General features: G+C 38.1%; 13 protein-coding genes. 10 read left to right on the top strand and 3 right to left on the bottom strand.

What is annotated here, in order from left to right; translation table 11 throughout:
- The first annotated feature begins 24 nt into the window (after positions 1 to 24).
- The 9 genes from rsmA to QCQ61_RS05770 all read left to right on the top strand — a co-directional run bounded on the left by rsmA (position 25) and on the right by QCQ61_RS05770 (position 9,260).
- Entirely contained in the window at positions 25 to 858 is an 834-nt protein-coding gene (gene rsmA, locus QCQ61_RS05810; protein ID WP_279449831.1) for a 16S rRNA (adenine(1518)-N(6)/adenine(1519)-N(6))-dimethyltransferase RsmA, read from the top strand.
- Positions 833 to 2,188: a magnesium transporter gene (mgtE, locus tag QCQ61_RS05805; RefSeq protein WP_279449830.1), complete on the top strand. Its 1,356-nt coding sequence runs from the start codon at positions 833 to 835 to the stop codon at positions 2,186 to 2,188. Before rsmA ends, mgtE begins: the two co-directional genes overlap by 26 nt.
- Positions 2,185 to 2,580 (top strand): acyl-CoA thioesterase, encoded by a 396-nt coding sequence (locus QCQ61_RS05800; protein WP_279449829.1) that lies wholly within the window; start codon positions 2,185 to 2,187, stop codon positions 2,578 to 2,580. The genes mgtE and QCQ61_RS05800 overlap by 4 nt, the downstream gene beginning before the upstream one ends.
- Before the next feature lie 68 nt (positions 2,581 to 2,648).
- The gene (locus tag QCQ61_RS05795; RefSeq protein WP_279449828.1) at positions 2,649 to 4,103 is read left to right on the top strand and encodes an oligosaccharide flippase family protein; all 1,455 of its coding nucleotides are present in this window, start codon (positions 2,649 to 2,651) and stop codon (positions 4,101 to 4,103) included.
- A gap of 63 nt (positions 4,104 to 4,166) precedes the next feature.
- Positions 4,167 to 4,637, top strand: coding sequence for a dUTP diphosphatase (gene dut, locus QCQ61_RS05790; protein ID WP_279450234.1), 471 nt, complete (start codon positions 4,167 to 4,169; stop codon positions 4,635 to 4,637).
- 81 nt (positions 4,638 to 4,718) lie between these two features.
- A complete protein-coding gene (locus QCQ61_RS05785) occupies positions 4,719 to 5,738 on the top strand; it encodes a sugar phosphate nucleotidyltransferase (protein WP_279449827.1) in 1,020 nt (339 codons plus the stop codon).
- A gap of 81 nt (positions 5,739 to 5,819) precedes the next feature.
- Entirely contained in the window at positions 5,820 to 7,196 is a 1,377-nt protein-coding gene (locus tag QCQ61_RS05780) for a tetratricopeptide repeat protein (protein ID WP_279449826.1), read from the top strand.
- 6 nt (positions 7,197 to 7,202) lie between these two features.
- Positions 7,203 to 7,967 carry a lipoprotein insertase outer membrane protein LolB1 gene (lolB1, locus tag QCQ61_RS05775; protein ID WP_279449825.1) on the top strand — a complete coding sequence of 255 codons (765 nt, stop codon included), beginning with the start codon at positions 7,203 to 7,205 and terminating at the stop codon, positions 7,965 to 7,967.
- Positions 7,968 to 9,260 carry a murein hydrolase activator EnvC family protein gene (locus QCQ61_RS05770; RefSeq protein ID WP_279449824.1) on the top strand — a complete coding sequence of 431 codons (1,293 nt, stop codon included), beginning with the start codon at positions 7,968 to 7,970 and terminating at the stop codon, positions 9,258 to 9,260.
- A gap of 52 nt (positions 9,261 to 9,312) precedes the next feature.
- Here the strand turns inward: QCQ61_RS05770 and QCQ61_RS05765 are convergent, their stop codons facing one another.
- The 3 genes from QCQ61_RS05765 to QCQ61_RS05755 form a co-directional block, all read right to left on the bottom strand.
- A complete protein-coding gene (locus QCQ61_RS05765) occupies positions 9,313 to 12,912 on the bottom strand; it encodes a S8 family serine peptidase (protein ID WP_279449823.1) in 3,600 nt (1,199 codons plus the stop codon).
- A 196-nt stretch (positions 12,913 to 13,108) separates the two neighbouring features.
- Entirely contained in the window at positions 13,109 to 13,618 is a 510-nt protein-coding gene (locus QCQ61_RS05760) for an acyl-CoA thioesterase (RefSeq protein WP_279449822.1), read from the bottom strand.
- Positions 13,619 to 13,684: 66 nt separating this feature from the next.
- Positions 13,685 to 14,641: an HU domain-containing protein gene (locus QCQ61_RS05755; protein WP_279449821.1), complete on the bottom strand. Its 957-nt coding sequence runs from the start codon at positions 14,639 to 14,641 to the stop codon at positions 13,685 to 13,687.
- 94 nt (positions 14,642 to 14,735) lie between these two features.
- Between QCQ61_RS05755 and dprA the strand changes: the two genes are divergently transcribed.
- On the top strand, positions 14,736 to 15,839 hold the full coding sequence (gene dprA, locus QCQ61_RS05750) for a DNA-processing protein DprA (RefSeq protein ID WP_279449820.1): 1,104 nt from the start codon (positions 14,736 to 14,738) through the stop codon (positions 15,837 to 15,839).
- Positions 15,840 to 15,893: the final 54 nt, after the last annotated feature.

Below are 15,893 nucleotides of genomic sequence, written 5' to 3'. Positions count from 1 at the left end.
CGAAAAAACTTTGCAAATTTTTTAATGAAAAAGGAAAACCGAGACAAAGCCAGAGAAAATTCAAATTCAGAAACGGTACGCGCTAAAAAACACCTTGGCCAACATTTTTTGAAGGATGAAGCAATAGCCAAAAAAATTGGCGACACACTCTCGCTTCAAGGTTACAAAAATGTGCTGGAGATTGGCCCCGGAATGGGTGTGCTTACCAAGTATTTAGTTGAAAAGGATGTGGCGGTAATTGCAATGGATCTCGACACCGAATCTATCGTTTTCTTAAATAAAAATTATCCCAACAAGAATTTAAAAGTTATTGAAGCAGATTTTTTGAAATATGATCTTTCGCAACTTTTTGGAGCGGAACAATTCGGTATTACGGGTAATTTTCCATATAATATTTCAACACAAATTGTTTTTAAAATGTTGGAATGGAAAGCACAAATCCCAGAATTTACAGGAATGTTTCAAAAAGAAGTAGCACAGCGCATTTGCGAAAAAGAAGGCAGCAAAGCCTATGGCATACTTTCAGTTTTAACACAAGCCTTTTATGAAGCAGAATATCTCTTTACCGTTCCTCCTACAGTTTTTAATCCACCGCCAAAAGTAGATAGCGGCGTACTTAGGCTTAAACGCAAAGAAAACTTTACCCTTGCTTGCAACGAAAAAATGCTTTATAAAGTTGTAAAAACTGCCTTCCAACAACGTAGAAAAACCCTTCGCAATAGTTTAAAATCTTTTAATCTTTCAGATAAAATAAAAGAAGATACTATCTTTGGCCAACGTCCGGAACAGCTTTCCGTATCGCAATTTATAGCACTCACCCAAAAACTAGAAAATGATGCAATTTCAACTGACAGATGAATTTATCGAGCAGGTTGAACAGCTCATTGAAAATAACGATGGCCCTGCACTAACAGCGCTTTTAGAAGAATTTCACTTTGCTGATATTGCCGAACTGCTGCACGAACTCAATACTGAAGAGGCCACATATATTGTAAAACTGCTGGACAGCGAAGTAACCAGTGAAGTTTTAATAGAGCTAGACGACGATTTTAGAGAGCGAATTCTAGACAAGCTTACCCCTTCCGAAATAGCCGATGAGCTAGATGAAATGGACACCGATGACGCTGCAGATATTATTGCAGAATTGGATGACGATGTTCAAAAACAAGTAATTGGGCACATAGAAGACGAAGTACACGCCGCAGATATTGTAGATCTTTTGCGTTATGATGAAGATACTGCGGGTGGTTTAATGGCAAAAGAACTTGTGCGAGTAAAAGAAAGTTGGACCGTCGCTGGCTGTGTACGCGAAATGCGCCGGCAAGCCGAAAACGTTACGCGCGTTCACTCTATTTACGTTACCGACAAACACGGAAAACTAAAAGGAAGGCTTTCGTTAAAAGATTTACTTACCGCCCCCGGACGTGCACATATTAGCGAAGTTTATATTCCAAAAGTAGATTATGTAAACGTGCACACCGAAGCCGAAGATGTAGCGCGTATTATGCAGAAATACGATTTGGAAGCTCTCCCCGTTGTTGATGAAGATGGCATTCTAGTAGGACGAATTACTATTGACGATATAGTAGATTTTATAAAAGAAGAAGCCGAGAAAGATTACCAAATGGCTGCGGGTATTACAAAAGATGTGGAGGCAGACGATGGTATTTTTAAACAAACCCGTGCCCGTTTGCCTTGGTTGTTAATTGGTATGTTTGGCGGCTTGGGCGCTGCGAGTATTATTTCTGGGTTTCAGGAAATATTGGAGAGCTTTCCGCGAATTTTGATTTTTGTTCCACTTATTCAGGCAACTGCCGGAAATGTAGGGGTACAATCCAGCGCCATTGTAGTTCAAGGTTTGGCAAACAATACTTTAAAAGGCAATATAATTGCCCGTCTTTTTAAGGAGTCTGGGCTGGCGTTAATTAATGGTCTTTCAATCGCAATGATTGTTCTTTTTATAAGTCATTTTATATTTCACACAAGTTATTTAGAATCCATTAGCATTGGAGCAGCGCTTATTTCAGTTATACTTTTGGCTGCACTCATTGGTACTTTTATACCAATTATCTTAGACAAAAGAGGTATTGATCCCGCAGTAGCAACCGGTCCGTTTATTACAACTAGCAACGATATTTTCGGAATACTTACCTATTTTTTAATTGCAAAAATGATTTTAGGATTTTGAAAACTTCTGTTTATAAACATCGCTTTATCGTACCGGCTTCGGCTATAGACGAGTTAAACCATGTAAATAATGTAACATATCTTCAATGGTGTTTAGATACCGCAGAAGAACATTGGATTTCAAAAACTACCGAAGAACAACGCAAAGAAAATGTGTGGGTAGTTTTAAATCATTTTATTTCGTACAGAAACCCTTCATTTTTAGGCGAAGAATTGGAAACCCAAACCTGGATAGACAGTTATGAAGGCGTTAAAAGCGAACGGCATTATAAAATAATTCGCCCAGCAGATGGTAAAATAATCGTAGAAGCAAAAACACTGTGGTGCTTTTTAGACGGAAAAACTTTTAGACCTACAAAAATTCCACGGGAAATTGGCGAACTTTTTAATTGATAAGCCCAATCATAATTACCTGATTGCCCAATATTTTCAATACTTTTATGCTATAAAACTTCACCCAATTGAGCGTTTTCAAAAAACTTTTTAAGCAAACTTTTATTTATGGGCTGGCCACCGTACTCCCGCGTTTGCTTACGGTTATTCTTGTTCCGCTATATGTAAAAGTGCTATTGCCCGAAGAATACGGAATTTATTCTACCGTAATGGCTTTTCTTATTTTGGGAAATGTGCTTCTTAGCTACGGAATGGAAACCGCCTTTTTTAGATTTATTACCAAACACACCTCCCAGCAAAAAATTGTACAATCCACTACCCTTACCTCGCTAACGGTTTCTACATTACTCTTTTTGGGAATTACCCTGTTATTAAGAAATAGTATTGCAGAAATTTCTGAATTTAAACCCGAGTTCGTTACCTATGGGTTAATAATCTTGGCGTTAGATGCTTTGGTGGTGCTGCCTTTTGCCTGGTTTCGCGTAAATGAAAAACCTACTCGATATGCCGCAATTAAAATTTTTAACGTGGCAATAAACCTTGCTTTTAATATATTTTTCCTCTTAATACTTCCCAAACTAGCTGCTAATAGCAGCTATTGGAACGCCCTATGGTTTCCCGAAAATAAGGTGGCTTACGTTTTTATTGCCAATTTAATAGCAAGTGCGGTAACACTTTTGGTATTACTTCCGCTCTATGTAAAAATTGGTTTGGGCTTCAATCGTGTTATTTGGAAACAAATGATGCGTTATGCCCTGCCCGTGCTATTTGCGGGTATTGCTTTTAGTATAAATGAAGCCTTTGACCGGATTCTCTTAAAATATTTATTGCCCGAAAATATTGCCGAAATACAGGTGGGGCTTTATTCCGCCTGTTATAAACTCGGCATGTTTATGACCCTTTTCGTAATGGCTTTTAGACTGGGGATAGAACCTTTCTTTTTTAATCATTCAAAAGAAAGTAACGCAAAAACTACGTATGCAACCATCACAAAATATTTTACCTTTTTTGGGTGTTTTATTTTATTGGTGGTAGTAGTTTATATTGATGTTTTTAAACGCATTTTAATTCCAAATAGTCAATATTGGGAAGCATTAAAGATTGTACCGCTCATTTTATTGGCCAACTTGTTTTTAGGAATTTATCACAATCTCTCGGTTTGGTACAAGGTTACAGATCGTACAAAATACGGCGCATATATCTCTATTTTTGCAGCAGCAGTAACTCTCGTGCTCAATTATATTTTAATTCCAATAATTGGTTATATGGGCTCTGCCATTGCAACACTCGCCGCCTATGGCAGTATGATGGTGCTTTCGTATCTTTACGGCCGGAAGTACTACGATGTGCCCTACGACGTAAAAAAAATAAGCAGCTATCTATTGTTGGCAGTTGGCTTTTCCGGTATTTCCTTTTACATTTTCAACGGAAATATTTATCTCGGAACAGCGTTGTTATTAGTATTTACAGCTATTATGTATTATTCCGAAAAAAATGATTTTTTAAAAATTATTAAAAAGTAATCAAAATCTCGGTCTCGGGCAGCCAGGCCTTTTTAAATTGTATATATGAATATAAATGAAGATATGCCCTCAGCGAATAAGGTTCAGCAATGCGTACCTACCGGCATAAAAATCATCAATAAATCTAACCATCCGTTGCCATCGTATGAAACTATTGCTTCGGCCGGAATGGATTTGCGTGCAAATGTAGACCAACCTTCAACCTTAAAACCATTACAGCGCGCCATAGTAAAAACCGGACTTTTTATAGAATTACCTATTGGTTTTGAAGCGCAAGTTCGGCCTCGAAGTGGGCTCGCAGCCACAAAGGGAATAACGGTATTAAATTCTCCCGGAACAATTGATGCCGATTATCGCGGCGAAATTGGAGTAATTTTAGTAAATCTTTCCAACGAAGATTTTACCATTGAGCACGGCGAGCGCATCGCCCAATTAGTAATCGCAAAACACGAACGCGCCGTTTGGGAAGAAGTGGAAGAATTAAGCAATACTTCGCGAGGTACGGGCGGTTTTGGAAGTACTGGAACAAAATAATAACAGCGTCGCAATACAATAGTGCACCGCTATAAAATAAATTATCAACTTTAAAAAATTCCCGCCATCGCGGGCATACATATGAAAATAATAGTACCAATGGCAGGCCGCGGAAGTCGCCTTCGCCCACATTCACTAACAGTCCCTAAACCATTAATTCCAGTTGCAGGAAAACCAATTGTGCATCGTTTGGTTGAAGATATTGTCGGGGTGTTAGATGAAGAAATAGACGAAATAGCATTTATTCTGGGCGATCCAGCTTTTTTTGGAGACGACGTTATAAAAGCGTTAGAAGAACTGGCAAAATCTCTTGGAGCCAAACCCACAATTTATCGTCAACTTGACCCAAAAGGAACGGGTCACGCTATCATGTGCGCTAAAGAATCGCTTTCAGGCCCAGCGGTAATTGCATATGCCGATACATTAATTCGTGCCAATTTCAATTTAGACAAAGATGCAGACGCGGTTATCTGGACAAAAAAAGTTGAAAATCCCGAAGCTTATGGCGTAGTAAATCTCAACCAAAAAAATGAAATAATAGAACTTGTTGAAAAACCAGAAGAATATGTAAGCGACCAAGCCGTTATAGGTATTTATTATTTTAAAGATGTTGCACAACTTAAGAACGAATTGCAGTTCGTTTTAGACAACAACATAATAAACGGTGGCGAATACCAAATTAACGACGGTATAAAAAGGATGATGGCCGCAGGTAAAATTTTTAAAACCGGAACGGTAGACGAATGGATGGATTGCGGCAACAAAGAGGTAACTGTAGAAACCAATAAACGAATGTTAGGTTTCCTTTCAGCAGCAAACAGCCCGCTTATTTCGGAGAATATTCGCAATGAAAATTCAAAAATAATCGAGCCGTGTTTTATCGGTGAAAATGTTACACTTAAAAATAGCACCGTGGGTCCTTACGCCTCTATTGGTGCAGGAACGGTAGTTGAAGACAGCACAATAAAAAACAGTATAATCCAAACCCATGCAACAATTAAGAATGCAACTTTAAACAACGCAATGATTGGTAATTATGCTACTTTTGATGGTAAATTCACCAATGTTAGTATTGGTGATTATTCAGAGTTAAAACAATAATAAATATACACGGGCGCGGCCGAGGGTTTTAAAATAAATGAATTAAAAAAAGTCTCCACTGCGCTCGAACAGACATTAAATTTGAAATTAAAATTTTTAAATATAGTACTTCTTTTCTGCGGAATTCTTCTTCCGAAGCAACTCTGTGCGCAGGAAATTAAAAACGATTCCATCCAAAATCCGATGGACCAATTAGGCGATGTAACCGACGATTTTCAGGAAAATTTCTTTGAAGCTTTAAAACAAAAAGGTATTGAAAATTATGAATTGGCGCTCACGGCACTACAAAAAGCCGAAAAAGCAGCTAAAACCGATGAAAATAAAGCTGTTGTGTATTTTGAAATGGGTAAAAACCACACCTATTTAAAACAGTATGCCGAAGCCGAAGCAAATTTTAACAAAGTGTTGCAGAGCCAAGGCGACAGGCTAGATGTTTTAGAGCAGTTTTACGAATTGTACCACCAACAGAAAGAGTACGATAAATCAATTCCGTTGGTACAGCGGCTTATTACTTTTGACGAAGATTATAAAGAAGATCTAGCCAATCTTTACACGCTCACAAAACAATATAACAAAGCTTTGGCACAATTGGATGAGCTGGACGAAGCTTGGGGCGAAAGCGACATCCGAAACGCGCTACGGGCTCAAATATATCGCGCAACTGGCAATACCGATGGCGCAATAGAAAACCTAGAAGAGAAAATAGATAACAACCCAAAAAACGAAAAAGAATACCTAAACCTCATCTTTCTTTACAGCGAACAGGGCAATACCGAAAAAGCTTTTGAAGCAGCTAAAAACCTCTTAAAAAACAATCCAAAATCGCAGTTGGTGCATTTGGCTCTCTATAAATTTTATTTGGATGCGGGAAATACTTCGGAAGCCATTTCTTCAATGAAAATTATTTTTTCTTCAGAAGAAGTTGACAAGGAAACCAAGTATAAAGTGTTGGGCGATTTTATTCAATTTGTAGATAAAAACCCTTCATTTGAAACCGACTTAAATCAAATTGTAAATCAATTTTCTGTTGAAAATGGTCGTGTTTTTGAAAAACTCGGCGATTATTACGCCACAAAAAACAGGAAAGAAGATGCGCTTAATGCATACGAAAAAGGTATTGCTCGCGCGCCAGATAATTACAATCTATTGCGAAATACGCTACTATTTCAAATTGAATTTAAAAAATATGAAGCCGCAGCCAAATTAAGTTCCGAAGGGCTCGAAATTTTTCCTGCCCAAGCGCTTTTATATTTATTAAACGGCGTTGCCAACAACGGCCTTAACAAAAGCGATGCAGCTATTGAAAGTTTAGAAACCGGATTAGACTTTATATTGGGAGATCCGAAAATGGAGCGCGATTTTTACCAACAGCTGGCATTTGCATACACGGCAAAAGGCAATGTTGAAAAAGCAAAAATGTATTCCGAAAAAGCCACTGCAACAAAATTGCCGAACTAATATTTTATGAAATTGAAACCCTTCTATTTAATACTTTTATTATTATTTGTTTCCTGTGGTGGCGCCAAAAGCATTACAAATATTGAAAGCGCCTCCGCCAAAGATGTAATTGCCGCACACAAAGCTGCCACTCCAGATTTTAAAACACTGGCCGGACGGGCACAATTGGTTTACGAAACCGAGGAAAAATCGCAGAGTATAACGGTTAGTCTTCGGATGGAGAAAGACAAAAATATTTGGATAAAAGCTTCAATTTTAGGAATTACCGTTGCCAAAGCTTTAATAACACCCACACGTGTAAGTTATTATGAAACCATCGGAAAGACCTATTTTGAAGGTAATTTTGCCTTGTTGGGCGAATGGTTGGGTACGCCGATTAATTTTCAGCAAACGCAAAATTTACTTTTGGGACAGTCTATTTTTACCTTAAATCCCTCGGAATATAAAGTGGCAATCGCACAGAATAAGTATAAAATACAACCCAAACAACAACCGCAAGATTTTATACATTCGTTGATTTTAAATCCAGAAAATTTCAAAATTTCATCAGAAACACTTGGGCAACCCAGTGCAGAACGCCTGTTAAGTATTCGCTACGGCGATTATCAAAATATTGAACGACAATTTTTTCCCTCAACTATATTAATAGATACTTCTGAAAAAAATTCAAAAACCAAAATTGAAATTAATTACAGAAAAATTGAAATTAATGCAAACGTTAGTTTTCCGTTTGAAATACCCCAAGATTACGAAGAAATACAACTTAATTAAATGAAGCAGTTACGCACATATCTCTTTTTATTCGTTTGCATTATTTCGGTTTCAACGCTTTCTGCACAAGTAGATAAGCAAAAGGAACTGGAAGAAAAACGGCAAGCCATTTTAGAGGAAATAAAACAGATAAACTCACTTCTTTTTAAAACAAAAAAAGAAGAAAAGTCTGTGCTTTCGCAAGTTGAAGATTTAAACCAGCGTATTGCTGCTTCAGAAAATTTAATTCGCGTTACCAATCAACAAGCCAATTTGCTCACCCGAAGCATAAATAGTAATATTGAAAAAATAAGTTCTCTTCGCGAAGAATTAAAAGTAATGAAGGCAGATTATGCGGCAATGATTCAAAAGTCGTACAAAAGCAAAAACCAGCAGAGCCGCATTATGTTTTTACTATCTTCACAAAATTTTTTGCAGGCGTACAAGCGCGTTCAGTATATGAAGCAATATGCAAAATTCAGAAAAAAACAGGGAGAGGGTATCCGGATAAAAACCGAAGAACTTCAAAAATTGAATGCCGATTTAATATCACAAAAAAAGACGAAACAAAAACTAATAGCCGAAAACGAAGTGGCGAAAGCCCAATTAACCGAAGAACGCAAGGATCAGCAAGCTTTAGTTGCTACTCTTAAAAAGGATGAAAGCAAATTTGCTTCGCAAATCAGGACAAAGCAAAAACAAGCAGACGCTATAGATAAACAAATTGATGAACTCATTAGAGCCGCTATTGAAGAGGCCAATAGAATTGCCCGCGAAAAAGCACTGGCAGCCGAAAAAGCAAAAGGTACGGCCAGCACTTCTACTTCAACTAAAAATGTAATTACCAAACCTGCTAAAACAGAGGAATTTGCACTAACGGCAGAAGAAAAATCACTTGCGGCTAACTTTACCAATAATAAAGGAAAACTACCGTGGCCAGTGGAAAAAGGAATGGTTGTAAAAAGTTTTGGAACACATCAGCACCCGCAATTTCCCAATGTAACTACAAATAGCAGCGGTGTAGAAATAGCAACAGCAGATAACGAGCAGGTACGCTCTATTTTTGATGGGCAGGTTATGTCTATTCAAATAATAAAAGGTGCAAACAAGGTGGTCTTTATTCAGCACGGAGATTATATTTCGGTGTATAGCAATCTCGCAACCGTCTCCGTAAAAAAAGATGATAAAGTTTCAACTAAACAAACTATCGGAACCGTGGCAAAAAGTCCAACGGAAGGTAGAACGGTTTTAAAATTTTATATCTATCAGAACAAAACGAAAATTAATCCTGCAGACTGGATTTATAGAATGTAAAAAAAGGGAGCCAAATTGGCTCCCTATAAAGTTTAGCTATTAATTGATTTTGCTATTGAACTATTAATTTTTTAGTTGCAAGTTTCTCTCCAGCTTTAATAGTTATAAAATAAACTCCGCTAGCATAACCCGAAACATTGAGTACGCCCACTGATTTTCCAGCCATTTGGCTTTCTGAAATAGTTTGCAAACGTTGCCCCAAGCTGTTGAATAAGCTAATGGAAACATTGTCTTGCACTGCGTTATTCAAATTGATAAATACTTCGCTCGATGCAGGATTTGGATAAATTGCAAGCTCAGTAAAATCTGCTTCAACAACACTTAATACACCGCTAACGTTTATATTATCTATAAATGTACCATTTCCGTAGCCATTAATATTCACAAATCGCAATTGAATATTGTTACCTAAGAATGCTGCCAGGTCAATAGTTTCTGTTCTCCAATCACTCGCAGATGTTGGCTGCCAGTTTGAAGTATTATAACCGGAAATGGTAGATAAATCCAACCCATCTTTATAATAGATTTGAGTAAATGTAGCTCCACAATCAACTGAGATATCTACTCTAAAAGCATCTGAGAACCCTGCAGAATATTGCGCTTTCGCCAAATCAAAATCTAAAGCAGCTGAGCTTGCCATCGTTAAATCTATAAACAATGTTTCTAGAGTGTCTTCTTCACCTTGCCCATTATAACCAAAATTATCTATATAAGCAGTTACTGTCTGAGAGCCAGAACTACCCACAGTAGTACGTTGTACCCAAGTATCTGAATTATCCGGATTAATAATATTCCATCCTGCCGGAGGCACTCCGTTTACATCAAACGGCTCTGCATAATCCAACTGTTCAGAGTCAGTAGCTGCAAAAAATGTTAGTGAGTCCATATCGTTACTCGGATTTTCATCCCCAGTTAAATCTACTGTCACGGTAAGTGTATAAGTTCCTGAGTTAGTAATATTTAATGGCGTAGAAAAATCATAAATCTCTTGCTGTCCGGATGCTACGGTGCCAGTAAATGTTTCGGTTACTACTGGTTGTGCATCTAATTGATAGCTAACATCAAAATTACTTTGTGATGCTACTCCTGTATTTAAAATTACAACCGAAACTGTTGCAGGGCCCGGATTACAAACCAAATTAAAATCGGCAGGATCGTTATTGCTTTCTATGCCTACATCGTTTGCAAGTGAGCAATTCAGTAGTCCTCCGGAATAATAGGTTGCTATTGATCTTCTGCTTTCCCAATTATCTGTAGCATTTTTTGCCACTGCTGCAAACCACATCGGACTATTAGGATCTGTAATTGGTACGGTAATGCTGTTCGTAGCAGAAGTACCTACCACTTCCATATATTTAGTACCCAAAATATACAAATCGTACGATTCTGCTCCCGAAACGGCGTTCCAAGCAAATGTTGCTTCATCTGGGCAAACTTGATTTAAATGAACGTTGGTAACTAAAGGTGCAATAGCGAAATTTTCATCACTAACATCTTGCGAAGCTCCGTTGCTAACCCTAATCAATGCGCTCCCAGTTACAGAGTTTGGCACATTCCAGCCGTAGTTGGTAGTTGTATTAGAAACTGTTGCAATAGCATTCCAACTAGCACCATTGTCAATAGAGTATTCCAATTCAAAATCTGAAGTAGTATTTACAGCCACCGCATCCCAGTGAATTGATTCGGTTTCGCCTGGAACAAAGCTTTCGCCTGCATTCGGGTAAGTAACTGTTATGTTATCTGAAATAATTTCATAAACTACAAAATATTCCTGAGGCCCTACCGGAACATTAAACCCATCAACATTTATGGTATAATTGCCAGCTGCCGGATTATTTATAAGTACTTGTTCCATATTATTTAAATGGTCTGGGCCATTTGTGGCAGGGAGGTTTAGTGTAACAGGATTTGGAGTATGGTCTAAAATATAAGGCTCCAAAACTGTGCTTGATGGATCTGTAACTAATAAATCCAAATCGTTTACCAACGCCGGATTAGCACCGGGCGATGCAGGAACATCGCTCCAATAAACCATAAACCGAACTTGTTTGGTACCCGCAGGAACATTTATATTGTGATTGTTAGAAGTACCTTGTGTAACTTGATCTGAGAGAAAACGATTTTCTTCAATCAATTTTGCGGCTCGTAGGCCGTTTACAATTCCCCAACCAAATTTATAATCCGGTCCAACATTTCCAGCATCGTTCGCCGTGTTAAGCAAGGTAGCCTTAATAAGAGCCGATGGTGGTAGAACGTTGCCATTTGCTTCGGAATAGGCTTGATAAAGTTGTGCAGAAACTCCGGCAATTCCAGGAGAAGCGCCCGAAGTACCACCAAAACTCTGATAGGTATTATTTTCCGCAGTTGATATCTGGTTTTGACCATTAGCAGCAATATCCGGTTTAATTCTACCATCGTGTGCAGGGCCACGACTACTAGAATTTACCAACGAACCATCAAAAAATACGTTTGCGGTTGCAATTACGTTTTTACCTTGTTTGTGGCCACCCGTAATATTACCCCACTGATTTCCGGCTCCATAACCACAGTTATTATTGTTAGAATTTCCTGCCGAAAACGTATGTTGTAAGTTTGGCAAGGTTTTAACTTGTGTGTCAACGGTTTGGGTAATGGTAGTATAACCGGCATTACACCCATTACTATAGGATGAGTTTGTGATAACTGCATCTCCACTGTTTATAAGTGTAACTGTTGGTGAATCTAAAAAGCTTGGCTCATAATTTACAACGTATAACATAGAGCCCGCAGCCATACCTCGATTAGAAGGATTGAGGTTTCCAGCGCCAGCCATAATACCCGAAACGCCATCGCCGTGCGTTTGGCCAGTACCACTAGCCAAGGTATTATCTATTCTACCCTGAAAGTCTATATGCGGACCAACGATACCGTCATCCCGGCACATTACGCCTATATCCAATCCCGTATAATTTCTTCCCGCTGTAGTTTGTGTATCTAAATTGCTTGAACGGTGTAAACTACGGCCACGAGTGTCATCATGCACAGATGGCGCTACAATTAATTCTACCCATTTAACAAAAGGCAGATTTGCCAAATCTTCTAAACAATTATTAGGAATAGAAAGATCTATATTATTAGCTCCTTTATACGCTTGTTTTACCGTTATTTGATGCGCAGCCAATTGCTGAATTACATAATCAATAGCAACGAATTTATGAAATTGAAGTGTTACTAAAATATTATCGCCGTCCATAGCCCAACTCTCATAAGGCGGATTTTTTAATGTTGAAGAAATTTTTGCACTGGCTTCTACCGGTACAATTGTACGCACACCATTATTTCTCAGAAAATTTACGGATGTATTATTCGGAAAATAAAAAAGATAGGTTTTATGTGGAATATACTCCAGAAGCTCTAGATTGTTTCGTTTAAAAGCGTCCTGGATTTTCTGTGTTGGCGTTTCATAAAATTGAACCCAACCCACATAACCATTTGCCAATTTTGAAGATTCTGGCATTTGGCTCCATTGAAAATTAGCTATATTTTCAGGCATTGCAATGGTTTCACCCTGAAAGTTAATGGTAGCTGAATTTTGGCCAAACGACATGGAAAACACCAAGGCTAAGGTTAAAAACAGCAGGCTTCGAAATGAAGGAATAGTAGTTTTTTTCATAGTTGAAATAGATTTTGAAATAGATTCGAAAAAATCCTTACAGAAAATATTCTTGCGAACATTTTAATAAAGACTTCCAAATATATTTAATACCACTATGAAACGCACTATTAAATTGATGAAATAATTAACTTTTAACTAAAATGAATTGATATTTAAACCTACACTTTCAGAAATTTAAACAGAATACCTCCTATTATTGAAACAACGCTTTAAGCTCCGTAGCATCTTTCGGTTTCATTTTTCCGGCGAGTACCAAGCTTAATTGTTTTCGTCGCAAGGCTGCCTCAAACCGGGATTTTTCAACTTCAGTTTCTGGAACTAACTCAGGCACACGCACAGGATTGCCAGTTTCATCAACAGCCACAAAAGTATAAATAGCTTCGTTGGAAAGACTTCGTTCCCCACTTTCGCGGTCTTCGATAAAAACGTCCATATATACTTCCATAGAGCTACTAAAAGCCCGTGAAACTTTAGCTTCAACCGTTACAACACTTCCCAACGGAATCATTTTGTTAAAGGCCACGTGATTTACCGAAGCGGTAACTACAATTCTGCGGCTGTGGCGGCGTGCGGCAATGCTCGCAGCACGATCCATTCGCGCCAATAATTCGCCTCCAAACATATTGCCAATGGGGTTGGTTTCGCTTGGCAATACCATATCGGTATATACGGTTAAAGACTGTTGCGGTGTTTTGGCTTGCATCTGTGAAATTTTTTGCAAAGATACCTAAGTATAAATATTGGGAAGTGAAAAATGAATAAAGAATTTTTACTTAATTTCCTGCACCAATAGCCAGGCATCGGCATTTTCGGTTTTTTGAATTTCAAGAAGTTTTCGCTGTGCTTCCAATTTATCGTCAAAACTGGCGTAAAGCACTTGGTGCAGTCCGTAGCGATTGGCATCCATTTTTAAGGGAGAATATCCTTTTTCGCGTAATTGCGCTACTTTCTTAGAAGCGTTTGCTTCCATCCGATAGGCACCGGCAACCAGGTGGTACATTCCCGTGTGTTTCGGAACTTGCAAACTAAGTACGGGCAACGGATTTTCAATTATAAAGGTGGCTTCCTGAATTTGGTTCTCAACAAGCGAATTTGCCTTTTCGCGTTCCGCATAATTAAACTGCTGAACTTGATTTTCGTAAACTTTCATTCCTCCAAAACCTAAAGCTGAAAGCGCAATAATGGCAATTGCGGCGTATTTAAGATAGGGTTTAGCCTCTCTTCTTTCGGGCGTAAAATGAATGGCCGCCTTTTCTTCTAAATCAGAAACTGTTTCCTTATAAGTTTCGCGATTTATTTTAGGTGAAACAAATGATGAAAGACCAAAAGCCGAAGTACTGTAATTATGTTGGGTAAAAGGCTCAAATTGAAGTAACTTTTCATCGTTCAACGAAAACTCGCCTATATTTTTGAATGAAACAGTTTTTCCTTCATATAAATCGCGTGTAATTTGAGCTGTAAAATTCCGTATTCTTTGTAAGGCGGTTTCATAACTACATTTCTCCACCGAAGCCACGTAATTCGCAAACAAGCCATCGTTTGCCTGCAATTGCTTATTAAACGAAACTATTTTAGAAGGCGGGTTAAACGTGTTTGATACCTCGTCAATATGTGCAGATTTGTAGCGGGTTAAAAACGCTCCAAAGCCAGGAATAATAACACATTCGTAACGATAAAGCAGATCGGAAATGTAGGTTGTAAGTTGCATAATAACAAATTTAGCCATTTTTCGAGGCAATCCAATTTTTGTTTTGGTAATTTATTAACAACTTAAAATTTTCGTATTTTTAAAAATCCTCCCCGGTTGTAAATTTTAAGATATGCTTTCCAAAAACGAACTACGCTATACGCTTGCTTTACAGCGAATACCCAATTTGGGCGATATTTCGGCAAAAAAGCTATTGCGTAAAATGGGCTCTGCAGAAGCTATTTTTAAAGAGAAGAAAAGTAATCTCGCCAAAATAGATGGCATCGGCATTATTCGTTTAAAGGAAATTAATCTGAAGCTACAACTGGATCAAGCAGATGAAGAACTTCGCTTTATTGAAGAAAATAATATTGAATTCAGCTATTTTAAAGACAAAACCTATCCCGACAGATTAAAACATTGTATTGACGGCCCTATTTTATTTTTTCATCGCGGAAACATTGATTTGGTGGGCAAGAAAATAATTAGCATTGTAGGTACACGCAAAATTACAAGCTACGGCAATACGTTCTGCCAAAATTTAATTGAAGAAATTGCACCCCTAAACCCCGTGATTGTCTCGGGCTTGGCATACGGTGTAGATATTTGCGCGCACAAGGCAGCCATTGAAAACAAATTGCAAAATATTGCGTGTTTGGCGCACGGACTAAATCAAATTTATCCGAAGGATCACAAAAAATACAAAAAGAAGATTGAGGAAAATGGCGGTTTTATTTCTGAATTTTGGAGCAGCGACGCCTTTGACCGCAACAATTTTTTAAAGCGAAACCGAATCATAGCAGGGCTTTCCGAAGCAACCATTGTTATTGAATCTGCTGAAAAAGGTGGTAGTTTAGTTACGGCAGATATAGCCCATTCATACAACCGCGAAGTTTTTGCCGTACCCGGACGAGCCACAGACAATCAAAGTCGCGGCTGTAACAATTTAATAAAACAACAGAAAGCCCAATTGCTCTCAAATGCCGCCGATATTATTTATATGCTAGGCTGGGAATTGAAGGAAAACCAAAAACCAAAACAGACCCAACTCTTCGTTGAACTGGATGATACGGAAAAAGTAATTTTTCGATTTTTAAAAGAAAAGGAAAAAGAACTGCTAGATACCATTGCCTTAGAATGCAACCTTCCGGCCTATAAAGCAGCAAGTATTTTAATGAATATGGAATTGAAAGGCGTTGTGCGGCCACTGCCGGGAAAGTTATTTCAATTGGTTTAAAACACATTTAAACATCTAAAATTCATTAAAGATCCTACTTAACTGTGAAGCCAT

The organism is Aequorivita marisscotiae (assembly GCF_029814825.1).
Classification (GTDB): domain Bacteria; phylum Bacteroidota; class Bacteroidia; order Flavobacteriales; family Flavobacteriaceae; genus Aequorivita; species Aequorivita marisscotiae.
The sequence above is the reverse complement of the archived record's forward strand: the minus strand, read 5'-3'. Positions and strand labels throughout refer to the sequence as shown.